Below are 22,367 nucleotides of genomic sequence, written 5' to 3'. Positions count from 1 at the left end.
CTTGCGGTTTTATCGCCTCATCGCAAGGAGCCGGCGTGAAGTCCTCTCTTTCCCTGGTCCTGGCAACGCTGATGTTGACCGGCTGCGCCGCGACCACTCCCACGCCGGTTTCGGCTCCCGTTTCCGAACTTCCCGCGCCGGTCCCGGCGATGACGCCCGAAGCCAGCGCGCCGCTGGCGACCCCGGCGCCGCTTGTCACCCCGCCTCCGTCAGCCGGCAAGCCGGCCAGCCGTCCGGCGGTCACGGACGCGCAGGGCGGCGAACTGCTCAACCGCTTGCTGCCGGCCGGCATTCCGGATCGCAAGGGCTGGAACGCCGACATCATCGGCGCGTTCAGCCATCTGAAAATTCCCTACACGCCGCAATACTTTTGCGCGGTGCTGGCGGTGGCCGAGCAGGAGTCCGGCTTCAGCCCGGACCCTGTGGTGCCGAATCTATCCAAGATTGTTTGGGGCGAGATCGAGCAGCGGCGGCAGAAATACCTGATTCCCGCCTTCGTGGTGGACGCCGCGATGCAGAAGAAGTCTCCGGACGGCCGCAGCTATAAGCAGCGAGTGGACGCGCTGCGCACCAAGCGCGAAATGAATGCGCTGTTTGAGGACATGGTGCGCGAGCTGCCGTTCGGCCAGACCATCTTCGAACACAAGAATCCGATTCGCGATGGCGGGCCGATGCAGGTCAGCGTGGCGTTCGCGGAAACCCATGTTCGCGCCTGGCCCTATCCTTATCATTATGCTGGCAGCCTGCGCGACGAAGTATTCACCCGGCGCGGCAGCGTGTACTTCGGCAGCGCCATCCTGCTGCAATACCCGGCGCCTTACAGCCAGATGGTCTACCGCTTCGCCGATTACAACGCCGGCCGTTACGCCAGCCGCAACGCGGCTTTCCAGCAGGCGGTGGCCCGTCTCAGCGGCCGCAAGCTGGCACTGGACGGCGACATCATGCTGTACAGCGACAAAATGAACCGTGCGCTGTCCGGCGAGACCAGCGAAACCCAGAAAGCGCTGCTGGCCATGTCCGGCCGGCTGGGCATGAGCGCGGACGAAATGCTGCGCGACCTGCGCCAGGAGAAGCTGTCCGGCTTCGCCCAGACCGCGTTGTACCAGAAAGTCTTCGCGCTGGCCGGCGCTAGGGCGCCGCGCGAGATCATGCCGCAGATCGTATTGGTCAGTCCCAAGTTCACTCGCCGCCTGACCACGGAGTGGTTTGCCCGGCGCGTGGATGGCCGCTATCAGAACTGCCTAGCGCGCGCGGGGGCTTAGAGCGTGTTTACGATCTCGAGAGCTAAGGCGAGACAAGGCGAAAACGGCTGAGACAGCGGAATGGTTGAGTGGTACATGAGCATTTTGAGTTCGGTTTCAACGCCGTATCGCGGACGAGCAGCAGATCGTAAACAGGTTCTTAATGCCGTTGGGCTTGCCTTGCCCGGCCACCTATAGTTAGAACGGGTTTGCGATCTCGCGAGCTCGCGCGAGACATTGAACAGGTTCTAACTGCCCTCCACCTCCAAGGCGGGGCCTTCGTCCATGCACGCGAACAGGAGTCCCCGATGCGCGTACATCTGAAGCTGGCGCACAAGCTGGCCTTGCTGATTGCTCCGCTGGTGCTGCTCTTGTTGTGCGGGGCCCTGTGGTTTGCCTTTGAGCAATGGAGGACGGTCCAGGCTTTACAGCGCGATCAGGCGCTGGCGGACAATGTGCAGAAAGTGGGGGAGCTGATCCACGCGCTGCAGATCGAGCGCGGCCTGAGCAACCGTTATCTGAACGAGCATAAGCCGATGCCGGCCGCCTTGCCGCGGCAAAAAGCGCTGGCCGACGCCTTGCTGGTCCGCTTGCGTCAGCAACCTGCCGACGAACTGTCGCGCAAGGCGGGCTTGTTTTTCTCCCAGCAGTTGCCAACCGTGGAGATGCTCTCTACTCTGCGCCGCGATGTGGCGCAGCGTCACATTTCGCCATTGCCGGCGTTTGAGCGTTACACCGAAGTCATCGAGCGGCTCTCCAAGGTCATCACGCTGTTCTACTCGCAAAGCGAGGACGTGCGCGCATTGGTGCAACAGTGGTCCGCCTTGCATTGCCAGACGGAGTACACCGGCCGCGCGCGCGGCTTGATCGGCGGGGTGTTGGCGGTGGGCAGTTTCAATATCAACGAATTCCGTCTGGTCAGCGGTATGGTGTCGCAGGAGGCGCTATGCCGCAGCCTGTACCGACAGAGCGAGGGTGACGAGCGCTTGCTGGACCGGGCGCTGAACGCTAGCGGCGCGTACGAATCGCTGCGCGACGCGGTGCTGGCGCGTGGTCCGGGCGCGATGCAGAGCTTGTCGAGCGAGGAATGGTTCGAGGTGGCCAGCCGGCGCATAGACGCTCTGCAGGAAGTGCAGAACGCGGTGTTGGTCCGGATTCGAGACGCACTGGCGGCGCAGCAGTCCGCTGCGCGTTGGCAAAGCTGGCTGGCCTTGGCGGTATTGGCCGGGGTGCTGTTGCCCATCGCCGCCGCATTGCTGCTGGCGCGCAGCATTCTGCGGACCTTGGGCGCGGAGCCGGATGAAGTGGCGCACGGCATGCGCGAGCTGGCTGGCGGCCAGCTGGACTTCCGCCTGCGGCTGGCCTCCTCCGACGACGATAGCCTGGCTGCGCATATTCGCCAGATGGGGCGGAAGCTGAGCGGGGTGATTCTGCAGGTGCAGCAGGACGCGGACGCGGTGGCCAACGCCGCGCTGCAATTGAACAGCGCTTCGCAGGGCTTGTCCGACAGCGCTTGTCGCACTTCCTCCGATATCGAGCAGACCAGCCACGCGGTGGACGAGATTGCCGGGCAGATGTTCGCGATGGCCCGCGATGCCAGCCTCAGCGGCGACGTGGCCAGCGAAGCCGCGCGCCAGGCGGAGGAGGGCAGGCGGGTTGTCGGCGAAACCATAGAGGCGATGCACGTGATCGCCCAGCGAACCGACATCATCGACGACATCGCTTATCAGACCAATTTGCTGGCGCTCAACGCCGCCATCGAAGCTGCGCGCGCAGGCGAGCTGGGCAAGGGCTTTGCCGTCGTGGCCGATGAAGTGCGCAAGCTGGCGAAGCGTAGCCAAGCCGCGGCCAAGGAAATCGGCCAGGTGGCGGCGGGCAGCGTGCGGCTGGCGGAGGCGGCGGGCAAAAGCCTGAGCGCCATTGTCGAATCCAGTCAGCAAACCCGGCAACTGGTGCGGGATATTTCCAAAGAGGCCGTGGTCCAGGCGCAGCACGTGGGCGGCATTAACCAGGTAATGCAGGGGCTGAGCCAGCTGTCTCAGGGCAATGCCGCCGCCAGCGAGCAATTATCGGCGGCGGCGCAGGAGGTGTCGCAACGCGCCGGCAGCCTGCGTCGGCAGATGGCTTATTTCCGCCGCCCAACCGACGGCTAGCGCACTTCGCGCATGTCGTCGCGCTGGACGCGCAGCCGCACTGGCGCGCCGTCGGCCAGCAAGTCCGCCGGATTGCGGTTCAGCCGGTCCACCTGCAGCAGCGCGCCGGCGCTTTCCACCTGATAGCGGACGATATTGCCCAGCAGCTGGCGTTGCTTCACCACCGCCGGCAAGCTGTCCGTTTCCGCGCTGTCGCCGGGCAACAGTTGAATGGACTCCGGGCGGATCGCCAGATGGCCCTGGATTTCCAGGCCGAACAGCGCCCGGCTGTCGCCGACGGACAGTAGATTGTAATTGCCCATGAAGCGGGCGACGAACTCGGTGGCCGGCTGGGTGTAGATGGTTTCGGCCGCGCCTTCCTGTTCCACTTTCCCCTGGTTCATCACGAAGATGCGGTCGGACAGGGTCAGAGCCTCTTCTTGGTCGTGGGTCACGAAAATAGTGGTTAGCCCCAGCCGGCGTTGAATGTCGCGGATCTGTTCGCGCAGATTCTTGCGGATGCGCGCATCCAATGCCGACAGCGGCTCGTCCAACAGCAGAATGCGCGGTTCCACCACCAGCGCGCGCGCCAGGGCCACCCGCTGGCGTTGGCCGCCGGAGAGCTGATGCGGATAGTGGTTCTCCTTGCCGGACAGCTCCACCAGCGCCAGCGCCTCCGCTACCTTGCGGCGGATGTCGGCGGCGTCGCGCTTCTGCATCTTCAGGCCGAAGGCGATGTTCTCGCCTGCGCTCATATTGGGAAATAGCGCATAGCTTTGAAACACCATGCCGATGCCGCGTTTTTGCGGCGCGCAGGCCGTGATGTCCTCGCCTTGCAGGCGGATGGCGCCGCCGCTGGGCGTCTCGAAGCCGGCGATCATCCGCAGCACCGTGGTCTTGCCGCAGCCGGACGGGCCCAGGAAAGTGACGAACTCGCCCGCCTCCACCCTCATATTGAAGTCGTGCACCACCGTGTGCTGGCCGTAGCGTTTGTGCAGATTTTGGATGTCCAGGTATGCCATTGTGGGGTTCTTTCTTATTCCGAGGCGGTGGCATCGCGCAGCGCGCGACGGTGACGGCCGGCCACCTGTAGCAGGCCCATGGCCGCCCAAGTGATCAAAAAGGCGATGATGGCCAGCGCCGCCGGTTCGTAAGCGCGGTTGGCGCCGATCAACTGCAGATAAGGGCCGAAGGCCGGCCGCGCCAGCAAGCTGGCCATGGTGAACTCGCCGATGACGATGGCGAAGGTCAGAAACGCGCCGGACAACAGCGCGGACTGGATATTGGGGAAGATCACCCGCAGCAGAATCACTCGCCAGCCGCCGCCCAGGCTTTGCGCCGCCTCGGCCAGAGATCGCACATCGATGGCGGACAGACCGGCGTCGATGGAGCGGTATAGATAGGGCAGGGCCAGCGTCACGTAGCTGCAGACCAGCAATAGATCCGTGCCGCGCTCGCTGCCGGTCAAGGGCAGCCAGGCATCGCTGCCGAACAAGCGCAGATAGCCGAAAACGATGACGATGGCCGGAATCACCAACGGCAGCAGGGTGATGAACTCCACCAGCGGACGCAGCCGCGGTAGCCGGAGTTGGATCCAGAACGCTGTGGGCGCCACCAGCAGGATGCCGATGACGATGGTGAATAGGGCCATCAGCGCGGAATAGGCGAAGCTTTGCTGAAAGCCCGGATCCTGCAGCACCAGTTTGTAGGCTTCCAGGCTGTAACCCTCGCGCAGCATCTTCAGGCTGAATTCGAAGGTGGCCAAGAGCGGCAGAAGGAAGTACAGGCCGCCGGCGATGACCGCGATCCAGGCACCCAGACGCGACGATGGTTTGTGGGCTGGCTGGTGTTTCATACCCGGCTCCTTTCCGCGCGGCCGCGCAGCCAGATATAGGCGGCGTTGGACAGGCCGGTGACCATGATCATGCCCAGCGCCAGCGCGTAGCCCAGGTTCTGATCGTGCAGCACGTCGCCGCGGATTTGCGCGTACAGCAGGATGGTGACGATGTTGAGCGAACTGCCGGTCAGCGCGTAGGCGGTGGCCACCGCGCCGAAGGCGTTGGCGAACAGCAGCAGCGCCGCGCCCAGGATGCTGGGCCACAGCACCGGCAGCGCGATGCGGCTCCAGTAGGCGAAAGCGGAGCCGCCCAGGCTGTCGCAGGCTTCGCGCCATTCGGTTTTGAGGCCGTCGATGGCTGGGCTGACGATCAGCACCATCAGCGGAATCTGAAAGTACAAATAAGTCAGCGTCAGGCCGCTGAAGCTGAGAATGCTGAAACCGCCGGCATAGAGATCGAAATCCAGGTAGCGGCGCAACAGCACCGTCACCAGGCCCATGCGGCCCAGCGTGGCGAGAAAGGCGAAGGCCAGCGGCACGCCGGCGAAGTTGGACGCCACGCCGGAGAAGGTGGCCAGCGTCGGGCGAATCCAGCCCGGCAGCCGGCCGCGGATTGCCGCGAGGGCCAGCAACAGGCCGAAGACCGCGCCCAAGAGCGCCGAGGCGGCGCTGATCTGCAGGCTGATCTTGTAGGCGTCGAGAATCGCCGGCTCGAACAGCCGGGCGATGTTGTTCAGCGTGAAATGGCCGTCGGCGTCCTGGAATGCCCCCAACAACAAGCGAGCGGTGGGCAGCAGCAGGAACAGCAGCGCAAACAGAAAGAACGGCGCCACGCCCAGCCAGGACAGCGAGACGAAGCCGCCGCCGGCGCGGCGCGGCGACGCCGGGCCGGCTCGGCCGGCGAGGGAGTTGGAAGATGCGGACATGAGGGCGTGTTTCCAAAGAGAGCCCGCGCGCGGCGGAAGCGCCGCGCGCCAATCAGGGCGAAACGGCTTATTTGACGTTGCTGCCCACCACGCTGTCCCACTGCTTGGTGATCACCGCCTTGTACGCCTCTTGTTGTTCCAGCGTGGGGAACAAGGCTTTCTTATAGGCGGCGGCGTCCGGCATCCGGCTCAGCAGGTCCTGCGGGATTTTCTTGCGGGCGGCCAGATCGTTGAAGCGGGTGGGATGGCAATACCCCTTGAGCCAGGCCAACTGGCCTTCGTCGGAGAACAGGTATTCCTGCCACAGTTTGGCCGCGTTGGGGTGCGGCGCGTAAGCGCTGATGCCCTGGGCGTAAACACCCGCCACCACGCCGGTTTTGGGCACCACCACCTCCACCTTGGGGTTGCCTTTCAAGGTGTCGCGGTCGGCCAAGGCGTTGTAGTCCCAGCGGATCACGATGGGCGTGCTGCCCTGGGCCAGCGAGGCAGCTTTGCCGATCACCGGCACAAAATTGCCGTTCTTGTTCAGCTGCGCGAAGAATTTGAGGCCGGCGTCGGCGGCCTTGGCCACATTGCCCTTGGATTGGGACAAGCCGGCGGCGAACACGCCCTGGATCGCCTGGTTGGCGGCGCGCGGGTCCCCGGCCAGCGCCACCGCGTTCTTGTATTCCGGCTTCAGCAGATCGCTCCAGTCGGTCGGCGTTTTGCTTACCAGGTCCTTGTTGACTTCGAAGGCCAGCACGCCGTAGTAATCGCCATACCAATAGCCGTCTTTGTCCTTGACGCTGTCCGGAATGGTTTTCCAGTTGGACACTTTGTATGGCTGAAGCAGACCCGCGGCCTTGGCTTGCGGACCGAAAGACAGGCCCACGTCGATCACGTCCGGCGCCTGCGGGCCCTTATTGCTCTTGTTGGCCTTGATTGCCTCCAGTTCGTCGGCCGAGCCGGCGTCTGGATTCAGTTCGTTCACTTTGATGCCGTACTTGGCCTTGAAGCCGGCGATCACGCCGCCGTAGCCGCACCAGTCATGGGGCAGGGCAATCACGTTCAGCTCGCCTTCCTTCTTGGCGGCCTGGATCAGCGCGTTCAGGTTGTCGGCAAAAGCGGTATTGGCCAGCAGGGCCAGAGCGCCCAGCACGGCGCAGCGCAACGGTTTGTTCATGGCATCCATCCCTTTGGACTAGGTCAAATAAAAACGATGCTGATGGTATTCCGCGTAGATGACATTCCGGTTTACGACGCATGGCAATTTGATTGCAGATTGGTGACGAATCAGCGGAGGAACAGCCATAGCCGTTTGCGGCAGTTAATTTCCTTGTCATTTTTTGTTGGTAAAAAGCCGGCGGAGACCTGATTGTTGGACTAGTCCTGATGCCTGAACCGAAACCGCTTTCCCAGGCCGCGCGGATACGCGCGGCCTTATTGCAGCAAATCGAGGGCGGCTTGTTGCGGCCCGGCGGTCGTTTGCCGTCGGAGCGCGCGCTGGCCGAGCTGTTCGCCACCACTCGCATTACCTTGAAAGAGGCGCTGGGCGTGCTGGAAGCCGAGGGGCGGGTGTATCGCGAAGAACGGCGCGGCTGGTTCGTTGCCTTTCCGCGCCTGGAATACGCGCCGCTCTATGGCAACCATTTCCAACAAATGGCCGACACGCAGCAACGGGCGGCGGAAACCCGGCTTTTAAGCGTCGAGACCGTGCTGGCTTCGCCCGAATTGTGCCGGGCGCTGGAGGTGCCGCCCTTGAGCTCTTTGTGGAAAATATGCCGTCAGCGCAGCCTGGACGGGCGAGTGGCGTTATACGTGGAGCACTTTCTGCGGCCGGAGCGTTTTCCGGACATCCAGTGCCAGGACCTGAGCCAATCGTTGACCGGGCTGTATCGCCATCGTTACGGCATCGAATACGCGGCCGCGGCTTTCGACATCCTGCCGGCCGCGGCGCAGGGGCGTGTGGCCCAGGCGCTGATGCTGGCCGAGGGGAGTCCGGTGCTGTTGATACGGCGCATCAATCGCGATGCCGCCGGCGCTGCGCTGGACTGCGATTACGAATACTGGCGGCATGACGCAGTGCGTCTACGCGTGGACAGTCCTGCCGCCGAGGCTGCGAATTGAGCTACCATCGCGGCATTGGACACTGTTTACAGGAGATCTCATGAGCCGAGTTTTAGTGTTGTACACCGGTGGCACCATAGGCATGACCGAAACCCCGGACGGTCTGGCGCCGTCGCCGGGCCTGTTGCCGGGCCTGTTGGAGCGCTTTCGCCGTCCCGGCCTGGATTTCGACGTGGTCGAATTTGACGAGTTGATCGACTCCTCCGCCATCGAGCCTCGTCACTGGAACCGCATCATCGCCGCGTTGGCCGAGCGTTATGGCGACTACGACGGTTTCGTCGTCATCCACGGCACCGACACCATGGCCTATACCGCAAGCGTGCTGGCCTTCGCCCTGCGCGGCCTGGCCAAGCCGGTGGTGCTGACCGGCGCGCAACTGCCGTTGCTGCATCCGCGCTCCGACGGCTGGAACAATGTCGCCGATGCGCTGGAAGCGGCCAGCCAGCCTGAACTGCATGAGGTCGCCATCGCCTTCGACCGCCTGCTGCTGCGCGGCAGCCGCGCACGCAAGCTGGACGTTGAGCATTTCGCCGGCTTCGGCTCGCCCAACGCGGAGCCGCTGGCTCGCTTCGCCATCCATCCGCATTGGAACAAGGCGGCCTGGTTGCCGGGGGAGGGAGAATTTCAGCCAAAGGCGCTGCGCGAAGATCTGAGTATCGCCTGCCTGTTCCTTAGCCCGGGCCAGGGGGCTGCGCTGGCTGGCCGCCTGATGGCGGACCCGGCCTTGGACGCCGCGGTGCTGATGAGCTACGGCAGCGGCAACGCGCCGGCAGATCCGGCGCTATTGAATGGCGTGAAGGCCTTGACCGCGCGGGGCGGCGCGGTGCTCAACATCACGCAGGCGCCGAGGGGGGCGGTGGAAGTGGGCGCTTACGCCGCCAGCCAGCCGCTCGCGCGCGCCGGCGCGGTGGCGGGGGCGGACCTGACGCCGGAGGCGGCGCTTGCCAAGTTGCACGTGTTGCTGTCCGCCGGTCTTAGTGGCCCGCAACTAGCGGCGCAACTGGCCAGGCCCCTGCGCGGCGAGATGAGCGCGCATTAAAACGCCGTTCACTACTCGGGCTGCTCATTTTTTAAGCGGCCTTTTTTTGTGTCGGTTTTTCAGGGCCTTGTCGCGCTTGTCCACAGCTCGCCCACATGGCTTTGCACCTTGGGTGTGGGCAAGCGGCAGGGCGACCGACGGCGGCCAGCTATGGCCGGAACTGGTGCTTTCTTACCGCTATGTCATGAGTGGGTATGCTGTTTTGCCTAAAAAATAAGCGGCCGAAAATGCGCTTGGCAGAACAAGGACTTGGCTGTCTTATCCACAATTGTCCCACATGGCTTTTCACGCTGGATGTGAGTAATCCAGTGATTTGCCTGTTTTTTGATCAATGCGGACAAATCCATTTCACGGCAAGGGCTTAGCTTCCTTGTCCACAGTTGGCGCACAGGGCTGTCCCCTCTGCTTGTTGAGAACAGCTGTCCGGCTGTTGATAGCGCGGCAAGCGGCGTATAATTGACCGCTTTTCCGTATTTTGAAAGCCGCGGTATGTTCAAGGGCGCGACACGGCCGTTGAAGATCGCCATCGTAGGGCCGGAGTCTTGCGGCAAGACCACGTTGGCGCGCGCGCTGGCGGCTGCGTTGAATGCATCGGGCATTGCCGCCGCCTGGGTGCCGGAATACGCGCGCGACTATTTCGCCACGCGTCCGTATCGTTCCACGCCGGAGATTATTGAGGAAGTGGCGCGAGGACAGTTGGCGGCGGAACAGGCATTGGCCGCCGACGTCCAAGTCTTGGTGTGCGACACCACCGCATTGAATTGCAAGATCTGGAGCGAGGTGGCGCATGGGCGCTGCAGCCCGGGCTTGTTGGAGCTGTACCGGCCTGGCGATTACGCCTTGACTCTGCTGGCCGAGCCGGACATTCCCTGGGAGCCGGATCCGCTGCGCAGCCACCCGACTCAACGCGACTGGTTGTTCGGGCTCTACCGGCAGGCGCTGGAAGAGGCGGGCATTGACGCCACCAGGGTGAGCGGCGCGCACGAACAGCGCATGGCCCAGGCGCGGGCCGCGCTGGCCGCGATTTGGCCGGGTGAATTGCCTAAATTTTGACCGGCAAGAAGAAAGCGCTGGAAATTCAGCAAATTGCCGCAATTATCCACAACAGGCCCACAAGCTTGTCCTGCCATGGCGTGGATAGATGTCGGCAATAGATTAAAAAATAAGCGACAGTAAAAAGGCGTGAAAAATGAAGGCGCTGCGGTTCTTGTCCACAGCCCGCTCACAGCCCTGTCCCAATCGAGTGTGCAAAAATGAATGAAACCTTTGAATTGAGCGGCGAATACATCGCCTTGTGCGACCTGCTGAAAATCTGCAATGTTTGCGATTCCGGCGGCGCCGCCAAACATTTCATCGCCGAAGGCAATGTGCGGGTGGACGGTCAGGTGGAACTGCGCAAGACCTGCAAGATCCGCGCGGGTCAGCAGGTGAGCGGGGACGGCTTTTCCATCCGCGTCGCGGCGCCATGAACGACGACGACTTTGACCCGCCGCCGGAAGCGCCCGAGCCCCCGCCGGATGACGCTTGCTGCGGCAGCGGCTGCGACCCGTGCATCTGGGACAGTTATAACGCGCTGATGACGGAATACCGCGCCAAACTGGCCGCCTGGGAACTGCGCGAAGCTGCGCGCCAGGCCGCCGCCAACGGACAATGAGCATGGCCAGCATCGATCTGCATTTCCATTCCCACGCTTCCGACGGCGCTTTGCCGCCGGAGCAGGTGATCGCGCGCGCCGCCGAGCGCGAAGCCACGCTAGTGGCGCTGACGGACCACGACTGCACCCACGGCTTGGCCGCGGCGCGGGCCGAGGCGGCGCGGCGGGGCCTGGCCTTCCTCAACGGCGTCGAGGTTTCGGTCACCTGGGGCAAGCACACCGTGCACATCGTCGGTCTGGGCATTGATCCGGAACAGGAGACGCTGGCCGCCGGCCTGCAATCCATCCGCGACGGCCGCGTCAACCGCGCGCGGCAGATGTCGGACGAACTGATCAAGGTGGGCATACAAGGCGCGTTTGAAGGCGCGATGGCGCTGTGCGACAACCCGGAAATGATAGGCCGCACCCATTTTGCCCGCTTCCTGGTCAATAGCGGGCAGGTCAAGGACGTGCGCACCGTGTTCCGTAAATTCCTGACCCCGGGCAAGCCCGGCTACGTGGCGCAAGAATGGGCCAGCCTGGAGGACGCGGTGGGCTGGATCCGCGCCGGCGGCGGCGAGGCGGTGATCGCCCACCCTGGCCGCTACGATATGGGCCGTACCTTGATCGAGCGGCTGATCAACGACTTCAAGCTGGCCGGCGGCCGCGGCATCGAAGTGGCCAGCGGCAGCCATAGCCTTGACGATATGCACAAGTTCGCCTTGTTGGCGGCCCGTCACGAGCTGTACTCCAGCGCCGGCAGCGATTTCCACGCGCCAGGCGAGGGCGGCCGCGACGTCGGCCGCACCGACGACCTGCCGCCGATCTGCAAACCCATTTGGGACGCGCTGGCCGCGCGCATCATTCACCCGGAGACCCTCGCATGAGCTTGACCAGCGCCTATCTCGCTACCAGCCTAGATGGTTTCATAGCGCGCGCAGACGGCGCGCTGGACTGGTTGGAGCAAGTGGCCTGTGAAGACGAGGACTACGGCTACGCCGACTTCATGGCGACAGTGGACGTATTGCTGATGGGAAGCGCCACCTTCCGCAAAGTACTGTCGTTTCCCGAGTGGCCCTATGCCGGCCTGCGCGTGGTCGTGGCCAGCCGTAGCCTGCAGCCGGCCGATATACCGGCGGCGCTGCGCTCGCAGGTGGAATTAAGCGCCGCGGCACCCCCACGCCTGCTGGCGGATCTACGGACTTCTGGCGCACGCCATGTCTATGTGGACGGTGGCCGGCTGGTATCCGCTTTCCTGCGCGCCGGTCTGTTGGACCGGCTGATTCTCAACCGAGTGCCGGCGCTGCTGGGGGCCGGTATTCCGTTATTCAGCGGCCTGGATGGCGACATCAGGCTGCAACACCAGAGCACGCGGGCTTATGCCAGCGGCCTGTTGCAAAGCAGCTATTTGATCAATCGCGCGGCGGAAGCCGCAGAGCAGCTCTGAGGCGAACGCGCCATGGCACAGTTTTTCATGATCCACCCGGATAACCCGCAAGCACGGCTGGTGCGCGAAGCGGTGAAGATCCTGCGCGAGGGCGGGGTGGTGGTCTATCCCACCGACTCCTGTTACGCGCTTGGCTGTATGTTGGGCGACAAGCCCGCGATGGAACGCATTCTGGATATCCGCCAGCTGGACCTGCGCCATCATCTGACTCTGGTCTGCCACAATTTGTCCGAACTGGCCAATTACGCCAAGGTGGACAACAGCCAGTTCCGCATGCTGAAAGCCGCCACTCCCGGCAGCTATACCTTCATTCTGCAAGCCACTCGCGAAGTGCCGCGCCGCACCCTGCACCCCAAGCGCTCCACCATTGGGCTGCGTGTGCCGGATCACAAAGTGGCGCTGGCCTTGCTGGAGGAGCTGGGCGAGCCGATTTTGTCCTGTACCCTGATGCTGCCCGGCGACGGGGAGCCGCTGACCGACCCGTATGAAATCCGCGAGCGGCTGGAGCACGCGGTGGATGCGGTGATAGACGGCGGCTGGTGCGGCACCGAGCCCACTACCGTGATCGATATGACCGAGGGCGTGGAACTGCTGCGCCGCGGCAAGGGTGATCCGGCGCTGTTCGGTCTATAAGCGCCGCCTTTGCCTCACTACACTGTTTTCAACCCACAAGAGACATCATGGGCGATATTAATCTGATCCAGAAAATCACAATTTACGCGCTGCCGGTGTTGTTCGCCATCACGCTGCACGAGGCCGCCCACGCCTATGCCGCGCGCCGTTTCGGCGACAGCACCGCCTATATGATGGGGCGGATGACGCTGAACCCGCTCAAGCATATCGACCCGATCGGCACCGTGCTGCTGCCCTTGCTGTCCGTGACGCTGGGCGGCTTCATCTTTGGCTGGGCCAAGCCGGTGCCGGTCAACTTCGGCGCGCTGCGCAAGCCGCGCGAGCATGGCAGGCTGGTGGCCGCCGCCGGGCCGGCCTCCAACCTAGTGATGATGCTGATGTGCTGCTACTCAAGCTGGCCATCGGCATGGATACGAGCTACAGCGAACCGCTGGCGCTGATGAGTCAGGCCGGCATTGGCATCAATATCTCGCTGATGCTGCTCAACCTGCTGCCCATCTTGCCGCTGGACGGCGGCCGCATCGTGGAAAGCTTTCTGCCTCCAGGCATGGCCTGGAAGTACTCCAAGCTGGAGCCTTACGGCATGTGGGTGCTGCTGGCCTTGATCGCCACCGGCTTGCTGACCACCATTTTGCGGCCGTTCTACGGTTTGATGTACGGGCTGGTGCGCGCCTTGATTTAAAGCGCCCGGTTCACACTAATCCTGACGCGCCGGAATTCGTTTCCGGCGCTGTTGCGCTTATTACCCGAAACGGAATTCATATATGTTCGCCAACCGCATTCTTTCCGGCATGCGCCCCACCGGCAGCCTGCACCTTGGTCATTACCACGGCGTGATCAAGAACTGGGTGCAGCTGCAAAGCACCCACGATTGCTACTTCATGGTGGCGGACTGGCACGCGCTGACGACCAATTACGACGACGTCTCCATCATCGGCAAGAGCGTGTGGGACATGGTGATAGATTGGCTGGCCGCCGGCGTGGACCCGGAGCAGGCTACTGTTTTCATCCAGTCCAAAGTGCCGCAGCACGCTGAACTGCACCTGGCGCTGTCCATGGTGACCCCGCTGTCCTGGCTGGAGCGCGTGCCCACCTACAAGGACCAGATCGAAAAACTATCCACCAAGGACCTGGGCACCTACGGCTTTCTCGGCTATCCGCTGCTGCAAGCCGCCGACATTCTGATCTACAAGGCCGGCCTGGTGCCGGTGGGCGAAGACCAGGTGCCGCACATCGAACTGACCCGCGAAGTGGCGCGCCGCTTCAACAACCTGTTTGGCCGCGAGCCCAACTTCGAAGAGTTGGCCCGCGCCGCGGTGAAGAAGATAGGCAAGGCCGGCAAGGAGTTCGACCGCCTGCGCACCGCCTATCTGCAAGACGGCAACGCCGAAGCGCTGGCCGGCGCGCGCGAGATCCTGGCCGCCAGCCAGAACCTGGGCGCTGCCGATCGCGAGCGGCTGTTCGGCTGGCTAGAGAACAAGGGCAAGAGCATTCTGGCCGAATGCGAGGCGATGCTGACCGAGGCGTCCAAGATGCCGGGTCTGGACGGCCAGAAGATGTCCAAGTCCTACGGCAACACCATCACCATGCGCGAAGACCCCGCCACCGTCACCAAAAAAGTGCGGGCGATGCCGACCGATCCGGCCCGCGTGCGCCGCACCGATCCGGGCAGCCCGGACAAATGCCCGGTATGGCAGCTGCACCAGGTGTACAGCGACGCCGATACCCGCGAATGGGTGAAGCAGGGCTGTACCAGCGCCGGCATTGGTTGCCTGGACTGCAAGCAACCGGTGATAGACGGCGTACTCCGCGAACAGCAGCCGATGTTTGAACGCGCCGAGCAGTATCTGAGCAATCCCAACTTGGTCAAGGAAGTGGTGGCCGCCGGCAACGCCAAGGCCGAGCAAGTGGCGCGCGCCACCATGCAGGACGTCAAGGAAGCGATGGGGCTGGGCTACTGAGCGCCTTTGTCTGGATGGATGCGAAACGCCCGGCTTGCCGGGCGTTTTTCTTGGCATGGCGGATGTTCCGCCGCGGGGAAGCTTTAGCCGTCGTTTGGCGACAAACGGCGGCTTTTGGCATCGGTTCGACCGCGCGGCTCAGAGCGACGCGCAGCAGGTCGTAAACCGTTTCTTAAAGCCTGTTCACGATCTCGCGAGCTAAGGCGAGACAAGGCGAAAACCGCTGAGAAAGCGGAGTGTACACACGGTACATGAGCATTTCGAAGCGGTTTTCACCGTGTCACGCCTCACGAAGCGCAGCAGATTGTGACAGGCACTTAGGCAAAAGCCTGGCACACATCCACCCAGTCCGCCTGGGTAATGTGGTGCAACTGCTGCGGCGACAGGCGCACCGCGCTGTGGACGGCGCCGGCGGCCGGAAGCACTTCGTCGTAGGCCTGCAAGGATACGTCCAGATAGATGGGCAGCTCGGTGGCGAGGCCGAACGGGCAGACGCCCCCCACCGGGTGGCCGGTGATGGCTTCCACCTCGTCCGGCGGCAGCATCTTGCCCTTGCCGAAGGCGTCCTTGAATTTGCGGTTGTCGATGCGGGCGTCGCCGCGGGCGACCAGGATCACATCGCGGCCGTCGTTCAGGCGGAAGGCCAGCGTCTTGGCGATGCGGCCGGGCTCCACGTCGTGGGCGGCGGCGGCCTCCGCCACGGTGGCGGTGCTGACTTCCAGCTCTATGATGGGGATGTCCAGCTGACGGGCGGCGAAAAACGCCTGGACGGACGCTAAGCTCATGATGGCCTCAAAGCGAAAGGGTGGAGCGTTTAATTATTCCGCTCCATCCTTTGCTTGTGAAGCGTTTTTACTTCAGCTTTGCCGGGTGATGTCGCTCAGCTTATCGGCAATATCCTGCGAGGTGGCAGCCTGTTCTTCCGAGGCGTTGGCGATTTCCACCACGAAATTGCGCATGGTGTTGATCTCGCCAACGATGGTGTGTAGTGCGGCTTCGGCTCGTTGGAAGTCGCTTTCGGTTGTTTGCACCTGGTCGCGCCCCAGTTCGATGGCGCGCACGTTTTGCTGCACTTCTCCCTGGATCGCACGGATCATGTCTCCGATTTCCTGGGTGGCCTTGGTGGTGCGCTCGGCCAGTTTGCGCACTTCATCCGCCACCACGGCGAAGCCGCGTCCCATCTCGCCGGCTCGCGCCGCCTCGATCGCCGCGTTCAAGGCCAAGAGATTGGTCTGATCCGCAATGTCTTTGATCACGTTGACGATCTGGCCGATGGTTTCCGAGCGTTTGCCCAGCGACATCAGGCTGTCGGCGGTTTGGCGAACCATATTGCCCACTTGCTGCATGCTCTGGCTGGTGTCGTTGACGATGGCCACGCTTTTTTTGGCCTCGCCCAGCATGAGGTCCGCGGATTCGGAAGCCGATGAAGTCTGCACCGCGACGTTTTCTATCGTGGCGCTCATCGCTTGCATATTGTCGGAGAGCTCGTTGACGCGCGCCTCCAGGAATTCGCGGCGCTGGTTGCCATGGTCCTGCAATTCTTGGGCGCGGATTTCGGCGGACACGTCCTGGAAGCTGGCCATGAAGCAGAGCAGTTGGTCGGGATGGGCAGAGTCCCAGATCGGGAATACCTTGGTCTTGAACATCACCTCGCCCACCGGAATCATCGCGATGTGCTGGTCTATCTTGCGGCTGGCCAGGTCGGCCAGGATGCGGCGGTTGTGCTCCGGATTTTGGTGGAACTGATGAATGCTGTGGCCATGAGCGTGATTGACGTCGACCCCGGCTCGGAATTTCTGGTTCATCATTTCCCGGTGTCGGCCCAGGATGTCGCGCGCGGTCTTGTTCATGTAGAAGATCACGTTGTCGCGGCTGGTGTCGCACAGCATGATCAGATTATCGGCGTGGTCCAGCACGCTTTCCAACTGGCGCACCTGCCGCGCCGTGTCCGCGGTTTTGTCCACCGCTTTCATGAAGCCGAACATCCTCATCTCCCGCCTGCCAACCTGTTGGAAGGCTGCTGCGCGTTCGCGATACGACGTAGAAAACCGCATTCAGAATGCAGACGTACCCTAGGTACGTTCCGCTTCTTCAGCCGTTTTCGTCTCGTCTCGTTCTAGCCCGCGAGCCTTCGAGCAGGTTCTACGTGTTTTTACTCAAGAAACCGCTGCTTGTGGTTTGGCTTAGATGGGAGGGGAATGCAAGACTTTTTTGATTTAAATCAAATGCAAGTCATGGATTTTAAACGGCTTATTTATTCTCCCAGAGGCAGTAGCAGGGTCTCCTTGACCTCTTCCATCACCACGTAGCTTTTGGACTCCTTGGCAGACGGCAGCTGTAGCAGGATGTCGCCCAGCAGCTTGCGGTACATCGACATGTCCGGAATGCGCGCTTTGATCAGGTAGTCGAATTCGCCAGACACCAGGTGGCATTCCAGAATTTCCGGGATACGCATGATTTCGCGACGGAAGGCGTCGAAAATATTGCCGGATTTGGCCTCCAGCTTGATCTCCACGAAGACCAACAGCGCCGCGCCCATCGCATGCGGATTGAGGCGGGCGTAATAGCCTTCGATGATGCCGTCGCGTTCCATTCGACGTACTCGTTCGGTGCACGGCGTGGTGGAAAGTCCCACCTTTTCAGAGAGTTCCGTCATCGAGATGCGGCCGTTTTTCTGCAGCAGGCGCAGGATTTTCAGATCGGTTTTATCCAGTGCCTTATCGCCGCTTGCGCTTTTCTTCATGTTTTCACTGTGTATATAAAATTTTGCAGTTTAAAAATCTGTAGTCTGACGATACTTTGGTGAAAAAACCCAGTGTTTCATTAATATACTACGCGAAATCACTATAGACATGTAGTGCTGCAAACGGAGAGAGAAAATGAAGGTGATCGTGCTGGGCGGCGGTGTGTTGGGCGTGTCCACGGCTTGGTATCTGGCCAAGGCGGGCTGCGAGGTGACGGTGCTGGAGCGTCAGGAGGGCGTGGCGCTGGAAACCAGTTTTGGCAACGCCGGCCAGATTTCCCCCGGATACTCCACGCCCTGGGCCGCGCCGGGCATTCCGCTGAAGGCGGCCAAGTGGCTGTTCCAGCGCCATGCGCCGTTGGCGGTGAAGCCGGACGGCAGCTTGTATCAGCTGCAATGGATCGCCAAGATGCTGGCCAATTGCAATGAAGACGCTTACGCGGTCAACAAGAGCCGGATGATGCGTCTGGCCGAATACAGCCGCGACAAAATGAAAGAGCTGCGCGCAGAAACCGGCATCGGCTACGAAGCGCGCCAGGGTGGCACGCTGCAGCTGTTCCGCAGTCAGGCTCAAGTGGACGGCGTCAGCAAGGATATCGCCGTGCTCAAGGAGTGCGGCGTGGACTTCAAAGTGTTGGACCGGGACGGCTGCGCGGAGGTGGAACCGGCGCTGGCCAGCGTCAAGCACAAGCTGACGGGCGGCCTGCAACTGCCCAATGACGAAACCGGCGACTGCAATCTGTTCACCGCGCGCCTGGCCGAGATGGCGCGCGCCAAGGGCGTGGAATTCCGCTTCGGCGTGACTGTGGACGGCATTGAGAGCGACGGCAAGCGCATTACCGGCATCCGTGTCGGCGACGATTTGCTGACCGCGGATCACTACGTGGTGGCGATGGGCAGCTTCTCCCGCGACATGGTCAAATCGCTGGGCATCGACATTCCAGTCTACCCGGTCAAGGGCTATTCGCTGACGGTGCCGATCACCAATCCGGCCGGCGCGCCGGTGTCCACGGTGCTGGACGAAACCTACAAGGTGGCGATCACCCGCTTCGATGATCGCATCCGCGTCGGCGGCATGGCCGAGCTGTCCGGCTACGATTTGTCGCTGAACCCGCGCCGTCGCGAAACGCTGGAAATGGTAGTGGGCGATTTGTACCCGAATGGCGGCGACATCCCGGCCGCCAGCTTCTGGACCGGCCTGCGTCCGATGACGCCGGACGGCACTCCCATCGTGGGAGGCACTCGCTTCGCCAATCTGTCGCTGAACACCGGCCACGGCACCCTGGGTTGGACCATGGGGGCCGGCTCCGGCAAGGTGCTGGCCGACATTATCACCGGCGCCAAGCCGGAGATCAGCCTGGACGGCCTGTCCATGCAGCGCTACGCCAAACAGGGCGAAACCCTGGTGGTGCCGGCGGCTCGTCCGGCCGTGGCGGGCGCTTGAGCATGCGGCCGCTGATCGCCGCCATTCGCACCCAATACCTGCGCGACAACTACCTGCTGGCCAAGCGCCAGCATGGCGGGCGGGTATTGGCGGTGCTGAAGGCCAATGGCTACGGCCACGACGCGGCGCGTTGCGCCCAGGCGCTGGCCGATGTCGCCGACGGTTTCGCCGTCGCCTGTCTGGAGGAAGCGTTGCAACTGCGCGCCGCCGGCGTGAGCGCGCCCATTCTGCTGTTGGAGGGCGTGTTCGAGGCGGCCGAGCTGGCCGAGGTCGAGCGCCACCGGCTGTGGCTGGTGGTGCAGAGCGAAGAGCAACTGCGCATGTTGGAAGAAGCGCAGCCGGCCGCGCCGTTCCGAGTCTGGCTGATGCTGGACAGCGGCATGCATCGCGAGGGCTTCCTGCCGCAGCATTACCGCGCGGCCTGGGAACGGCTGCAGGCCAGCGGCAAGGCGGAGAGCATCGTCAAGATGACCCATTTCGCCCGCGCCGACGAGCCGACGGTGCCGATGACGCTGGCGCAAATCGAAACCTTCGACGCCGCCACCGCGGGCTTGCCGGGGGAGGAGAGCGTGGCCAATTCCGCCGGCATCCTGTGCTATCCGCGGTCGCGTCGCGACTGGGGGCGCGCCGGCATCCTGCTCTACGGCGCCAGCCCTTTGCCTGCGGGTTTTCCGCAAGGCGATGCGCTGAAACCGGTGATGCGGCTGAGCAGCCGGATCTTCGGCGTGCGCGAACTGGCCGCCGGCGAGCCTATCGGCTACGGCAACAACTTTGTCACCGATCGGCCTACTCGGGTGGGCCTGATCGCCGGGGGCTACGCCGACGGTTATCCGCGGCTGGCGTCCAGCGGCAGCCCGGTGGCGGTGGACGGCCGCCGTTCGCGCATCATCGGCAGAGTGTCAATGGACATGATCACCGTGGATTTGAGCGACTTGCCCGCCGCGGGCATTGGCAGCGAGGTGGAGTTGTGGGGAGATACGGTATCGGTCAACGAGGTGGCCGCCGCCGCCGGCAGCATTGCCTATGAATTGCTGTGCAATATCAAGCGCGCCCACTTTGTGTTCGAATAAGTTTTTTCTGATCTTCTGAAAGATATTTCAGAATCAAACGACTAAGAGGAAAGCCCGGCCACTGGCCGGGTTTTTTTATTTATATTGCATTTTGTGTTGCGCTGATGCCGCAAGGCTGGCATCAAGGCTGGGTAATAGTGTCATTATTTGATAATTATTCTCATTAGTCTGGACGCGTCATGGAATTTCTGTTTTCCTTTATTTAAAAATAGTTACGAATCCGATGATGATTAAATATAAAAACCCATCTCCAGCCCAGTTCTGGCGGATGGCGGGGATCGTTTGTTGGGGCATGACGGCGCAGGCCGCGGAAGTGCCGGGCATGTCTGGCAGCATGCATCAGCAAATGGAAAACGATTCGCGGCGCCTGTTGCAGGACAACAGCCGCCGCTTCGACGCCATCATCCAGCAACATCGGCTGCGGCAAATGCAGCCGGACAGCAATATGATGCGGCGGCCGCAAGCCGCGGACATGAGCGAGCTGGATTGCCTGCGCGTCAAGGGCGTGCGTCTGGCCGGCATCAAGCTGCTGAGCCGTAAGGAAGTGGCTTCTCTGGGCGAACTGGCCAGCGATTGCCTGAACAACGAGGAGCTGAACCGCTATAGCCGCGCCTTGACCCAGCTCTATCTGAAGAAGGGCTATATCGCCGCGCGCGTGGCGGCCGAAGGGCCGGACGAGCAGGGCGTGCTGACTTTGCGCGTGCATGAAGGCAGGGTGGAGAAAATCGTCAGCGACGATAGTCGCAGCAACCCGGCCACCTTGTTTCCCGGCGTGGTCGGCCGGCCGCTGAACATCCACGACGCCGACCAGGGGCTGGACCAGGCCAACCGGCTGCCGTCCAGCAAGGCGACGCTGGATATCTTGCCCGGCGAAACCGTCGGCGGTTCCATCCTCAGTTTGCGCAACAACAAGGATGCGCCCTGGCGCTTGAGCTTCAACGCCGACAACACCGGCCGCGACAGCACGGGCAGGGTTCAGGCTGGCCTGGGTCTGTCCTGGGACAGCCCGCTGGGTTTGTCCGACTTCGTCAGCGTGTCGGCGCAGCGCACCAGCAACGACAACGCGGTGCGGCATAGCCGCAGCGAATCGCTGTTTTACTCTCTGCCCTATGGCTATTGGACTTTCAGCGCCTTCGCCAGCCGCGCAGATTATCTGAACCCGCTGCAATTGCAGTACAGCGCGGTGAATTTGTCCGGCCGCACCGCGCAGAGCGGCCTGCGAGTGGACCGGGTACTGAGCCGAAGCCAGGATCAGACCACCTCGCTGATGGCGCAACTGACGCACAAGCGGGTGCGCAATTACTTTCTCGACAGCGAGATCGAGATCACCAGCCCCACGCTGAGCGTGGCCGAGCTGGGTTTGTCTCGCTTGCAATTGCTCAGCGGCGGCGTGTTGATCGCCGACGCCGGCGTGCAGCGCGGCACGCGCTGGCTGGGCGCCAGCGCGCCGGACCCGCGCGCGCCGGACGGCCCCAATCCGCAGTTCACCAAGTGGAAGGCTTCGCTGAACTGGTTTCAAAGCCTGGGTTTGCCCGGCGGGCCTTATCAGCTCAACAGCGCGCTAACGGGGCAGACCAGCCGTGACTATCTGCCCGGCGTCGAGCAGATGGATGTGTCCGACGCCAGTGCGGTGCGCGGTTTCCGCCGCAATACCCTGGCCGGGGAAACCGGCTGGTCTTGGCGCAACACCTTGTCGCGTCGTTTCGAGGCGGCCGGCGTTGGCGTGACGCCGCGGATTGGTCTGGACGGAGGCCGGGTGCTGCCGCATCGCTCGGTTCAGCAGTGGCAAAGCATTGCCGGGGCCAGCCTGGGTCTGGCCTTCAGCTATCGCAAGGCCAGTCTGGATCTGGAATACAGCCGGCCCTTGTACAAGCCCGCGGGTTGGCAGCAGGAAGGCCATCAGCTGTTCGCCAGGTTTGCATTGTCCTGGTGATGCTTTTGGTATTTATTTTTCGACGTGGAAATTTTTTGAAAGAATTTAACTGCGAAAGCGACTAAGCGATATTGGCAGTATTTCATTTGAATTGATTTAAAAAGAGACGTAGATTCGAAATCAAACGCATGTTTCATTGAGATGGGCCCGGCTGGCAGGCCGGCTCAGCCCGCGGAACATGGGTTGTCTGGAAAGACGGTTTTGGACCGAATCTGCTTGTTC

23 protein-coding genes are annotated in these 22,367 nt (G+C 62.6%); 16 read left to right on the top strand and 7 right to left on the bottom strand.

Features of this window, described 5'->3' with window-relative positions; all coding sequences use genetic code 11:
• Positions 1-35 precede the first annotated feature (35 nt).
• Both DXT74_RS19740 and DXT74_RS19735 read left to right on the top strand, forming a co-directional pair.
• Positions 36-1,262 carry a DUF1615 domain-containing protein gene (locus DXT74_RS19740; protein WP_231138229.1) on the top strand — a complete coding sequence of 409 codons (1,227 nt, stop codon included), beginning with the start codon at positions 36-38 and terminating at the stop codon, positions 1,260-1,262.
• 287 nt (positions 1,263-1,549) lie between these two features.
• Positions 1,550-3,394 carry a methyl-accepting chemotaxis protein gene (locus DXT74_RS19735; RefSeq protein WP_194426834.1) on the top strand — a complete coding sequence of 615 codons (1,845 nt, stop codon included), beginning with the start codon at positions 1,550-1,552 and terminating at the stop codon, positions 3,392-3,394.
• Here the strand turns inward: DXT74_RS19735 and DXT74_RS19730 are convergent.
• From DXT74_RS19730 to DXT74_RS19715, 4 genes are all read right to left on the bottom strand, one after another.
• Positions 3,391-4,395, bottom strand: a complete 1,005-nt coding sequence (locus DXT74_RS19730; RefSeq protein ID WP_114154764.1) for an ABC transporter ATP-binding protein — start codon at positions 4,393-4,395, stop codon at positions 3,391-3,393. The two genes, DXT74_RS19735 and DXT74_RS19730, sit on opposite strands and share 4 nt — an antisense overlap.
• A 14-nt stretch (positions 4,396-4,409) precedes the next feature.
• A complete protein-coding gene (locus tag DXT74_RS19725) occupies positions 4,410-5,228 on the bottom strand; it encodes an ABC transporter permease (protein ID WP_043641092.1) in 819 nt (272 codons plus the stop codon).
• Positions 5,225-6,136: an ABC transporter permease subunit gene (locus tag DXT74_RS19720; protein WP_194426833.1), complete on the bottom strand. Its 912-nt coding sequence runs from the start codon at positions 6,134-6,136 to the stop codon at positions 5,225-5,227. The genes DXT74_RS19725 and DXT74_RS19720 overlap by 4 nt, the downstream gene beginning before the upstream one ends.
• A 67-nt stretch (positions 6,137-6,203) precedes the next feature.
• Positions 6,204-7,298, bottom strand: coding sequence for an ABC transporter substrate-binding protein (locus DXT74_RS19715; protein ID WP_081576422.1), 1,095 nt, complete (start codon positions 7,296-7,298; stop codon positions 6,204-6,206).
• A gap of 209 nt (positions 7,299-7,507) precedes the next feature.
• On the opposite strand from DXT74_RS19715, the gene DXT74_RS19710 reads away from it, so the two are divergent.
• From DXT74_RS19710 to DXT74_RS19665, 11 genes are all read left to right on the top strand, one after another.
• The gene (locus DXT74_RS19710; RefSeq protein WP_194426832.1) at positions 7,508-8,242 is read left to right on the top strand and encodes a UTRA domain-containing protein; all 735 of its coding nucleotides are present in this window, start codon (positions 7,508-7,510) and stop codon (positions 8,240-8,242) included.
• Positions 8,243-8,282: 40 nt separating this feature from the next.
• Positions 8,283-9,281 carry an asparaginase gene (locus DXT74_RS19705; protein WP_194426831.1) on the top strand — a complete coding sequence of 333 codons (999 nt, stop codon included), beginning with the start codon at positions 8,283-8,285 and terminating at the stop codon, positions 9,279-9,281.
• Positions 9,282-9,770: 489 nt separating this feature from the next.
• Positions 9,771-10,334 (top strand): AAA family ATPase, encoded by a 564-nt coding sequence (locus DXT74_RS19700; RefSeq protein ID WP_194426830.1) that lies wholly within the window; start codon positions 9,771-9,773, stop codon positions 10,332-10,334.
• A 200-nt stretch (positions 10,335-10,534) separates the two neighbouring features.
• Positions 10,535-10,750 carry an RNA-binding S4 domain-containing protein gene (locus DXT74_RS19695; RefSeq protein ID WP_019101809.1) on the top strand — a complete coding sequence of 72 codons (216 nt, stop codon included), beginning with the start codon at positions 10,535-10,537 and terminating at the stop codon, positions 10,748-10,750.
• Positions 10,747-10,935: an oxidoreductase-like domain-containing protein gene (locus DXT74_RS19690; RefSeq protein WP_019101808.1), complete on the top strand. Its 189-nt coding sequence runs from the start codon at positions 10,747-10,749 to the stop codon at positions 10,933-10,935. Before DXT74_RS19695 ends, DXT74_RS19690 begins: the two co-directional genes overlap by 4 nt.
• Before the next feature lie 2 nt (positions 10,936-10,937).
• A complete protein-coding gene (locus DXT74_RS19685; RefSeq protein ID WP_194426829.1) occupies positions 10,938-11,801 on the top strand; it encodes a 3',5'-nucleoside bisphosphate phosphatase in 864 nt (287 codons plus the stop codon).
• The gene (locus tag DXT74_RS19680) at positions 11,798-12,361 is read left to right on the top strand and encodes a dihydrofolate reductase family protein (protein WP_194426828.1); all 564 of its coding nucleotides are present in this window, start codon (positions 11,798-11,800) and stop codon (positions 12,359-12,361) included. The genes DXT74_RS19685 and DXT74_RS19680 overlap by 4 nt, the downstream gene beginning before the upstream one ends.
• A 12-nt stretch (positions 12,362-12,373) precedes the next feature.
• Entirely contained in the window at positions 12,374-12,994 is a 621-nt protein-coding gene (locus DXT74_RS19675; protein ID WP_019101806.1) for an L-threonylcarbamoyladenylate synthase, read from the top strand.
• A gap of 47 nt (positions 12,995-13,041) precedes the next feature.
• Positions 13,042-13,434 (top strand): site-2 protease family protein, encoded by a 393-nt coding sequence (locus DXT74_RS22960; protein WP_231138228.1) that lies wholly within the window; start codon positions 13,042-13,044, stop codon positions 13,432-13,434.
• Complete coding sequence (locus DXT74_RS22955; protein ID WP_231138227.1) at positions 13,401-13,676, top strand: site-2 protease family protein; 276 nt, start codon at positions 13,401-13,403, stop codon at positions 13,674-13,676. The genes DXT74_RS22960 and DXT74_RS22955 overlap by 34 nt, the downstream gene beginning before the upstream one ends.
• Positions 13,677-13,758: 82 nt before the next feature.
• Positions 13,759-14,955: a tryptophan--tRNA ligase gene (locus DXT74_RS19665; protein ID WP_043641077.1), complete on the top strand. Its 1,197-nt coding sequence runs from the start codon at positions 13,759-13,761 to the stop codon at positions 14,953-14,955.
• A 317-nt stretch (positions 14,956-15,272) separates the two neighbouring features.
• Here the strand turns inward: DXT74_RS19665 and DXT74_RS19660 are convergent, their stop codons facing one another.
• From DXT74_RS19660 to DXT74_RS19650, 3 genes are all read right to left on the bottom strand, one after another.
• Positions 15,273-15,740, bottom strand: a complete 468-nt coding sequence (locus DXT74_RS19660; RefSeq protein ID WP_043641076.1) for a YbaK/EbsC family protein — start codon at positions 15,738-15,740, stop codon at positions 15,273-15,275.
• Between the two features lie 72 nt (positions 15,741-15,812).
• Positions 15,813-16,940: a methyl-accepting chemotaxis protein gene (locus tag DXT74_RS19655; RefSeq protein WP_194426827.1), complete on the bottom strand. Its 1,128-nt coding sequence runs from the start codon at positions 16,938-16,940 to the stop codon at positions 15,813-15,815.
• A gap of 269 nt (positions 16,941-17,209) precedes the next feature.
• On the bottom strand, positions 17,210-17,698 hold the full coding sequence (locus DXT74_RS19650) for a winged helix-turn-helix transcriptional regulator (RefSeq protein WP_019100787.1): 489 nt from the start codon (positions 17,696-17,698) through the stop codon (positions 17,210-17,212).
• Positions 17,699-17,834: 136 nt separating this feature from the next.
• On the opposite strand from DXT74_RS19650, the gene DXT74_RS19645 reads away from it, so the two are divergent.
• The 3 genes from DXT74_RS19645 to DXT74_RS19635 all read left to right on the top strand — a co-directional run bounded on the left by DXT74_RS19645 (position 17,835) and on the right by DXT74_RS19635 (position 22,145).
• Positions 17,835-19,142, top strand: a complete 1,308-nt coding sequence (locus tag DXT74_RS19645) for a D-amino acid dehydrogenase (protein ID WP_043641071.1) — start codon at positions 17,835-17,837, stop codon at positions 19,140-19,142.
• A gap of 2 nt (positions 19,143-19,144) precedes the next feature.
• A complete protein-coding gene (gene alr, locus DXT74_RS19640) occupies positions 19,145-20,212 on the top strand; it encodes an alanine racemase (protein WP_194426826.1) in 1,068 nt (355 codons plus the stop codon).
• Positions 20,213-20,504: 292 nt separating this feature from the next.
• Positions 20,505-22,145 (top strand): ShlB/FhaC/HecB family hemolysin secretion/activation protein, encoded by a 1,641-nt coding sequence (locus DXT74_RS19635; protein WP_194426825.1) that lies wholly within the window; start codon positions 20,505-20,507, stop codon positions 22,143-22,145.
• The last annotated feature ends 222 nt before the right edge of the window (positions 22,146-22,367 follow it).

It is taken from the genome of Chromobacterium sp. Rain0013 (assembly GCF_015291765.1).
GTDB classification, from domain to species: domain Bacteria; phylum Pseudomonadota; class Gammaproteobacteria; order Burkholderiales; family Chromobacteriaceae; genus Chromobacterium; species Chromobacterium haemolyticum.
The sequence above is the reverse complement of the archived record's forward strand: the minus strand, read 5'-3'. Positions and strand labels throughout refer to the sequence as shown.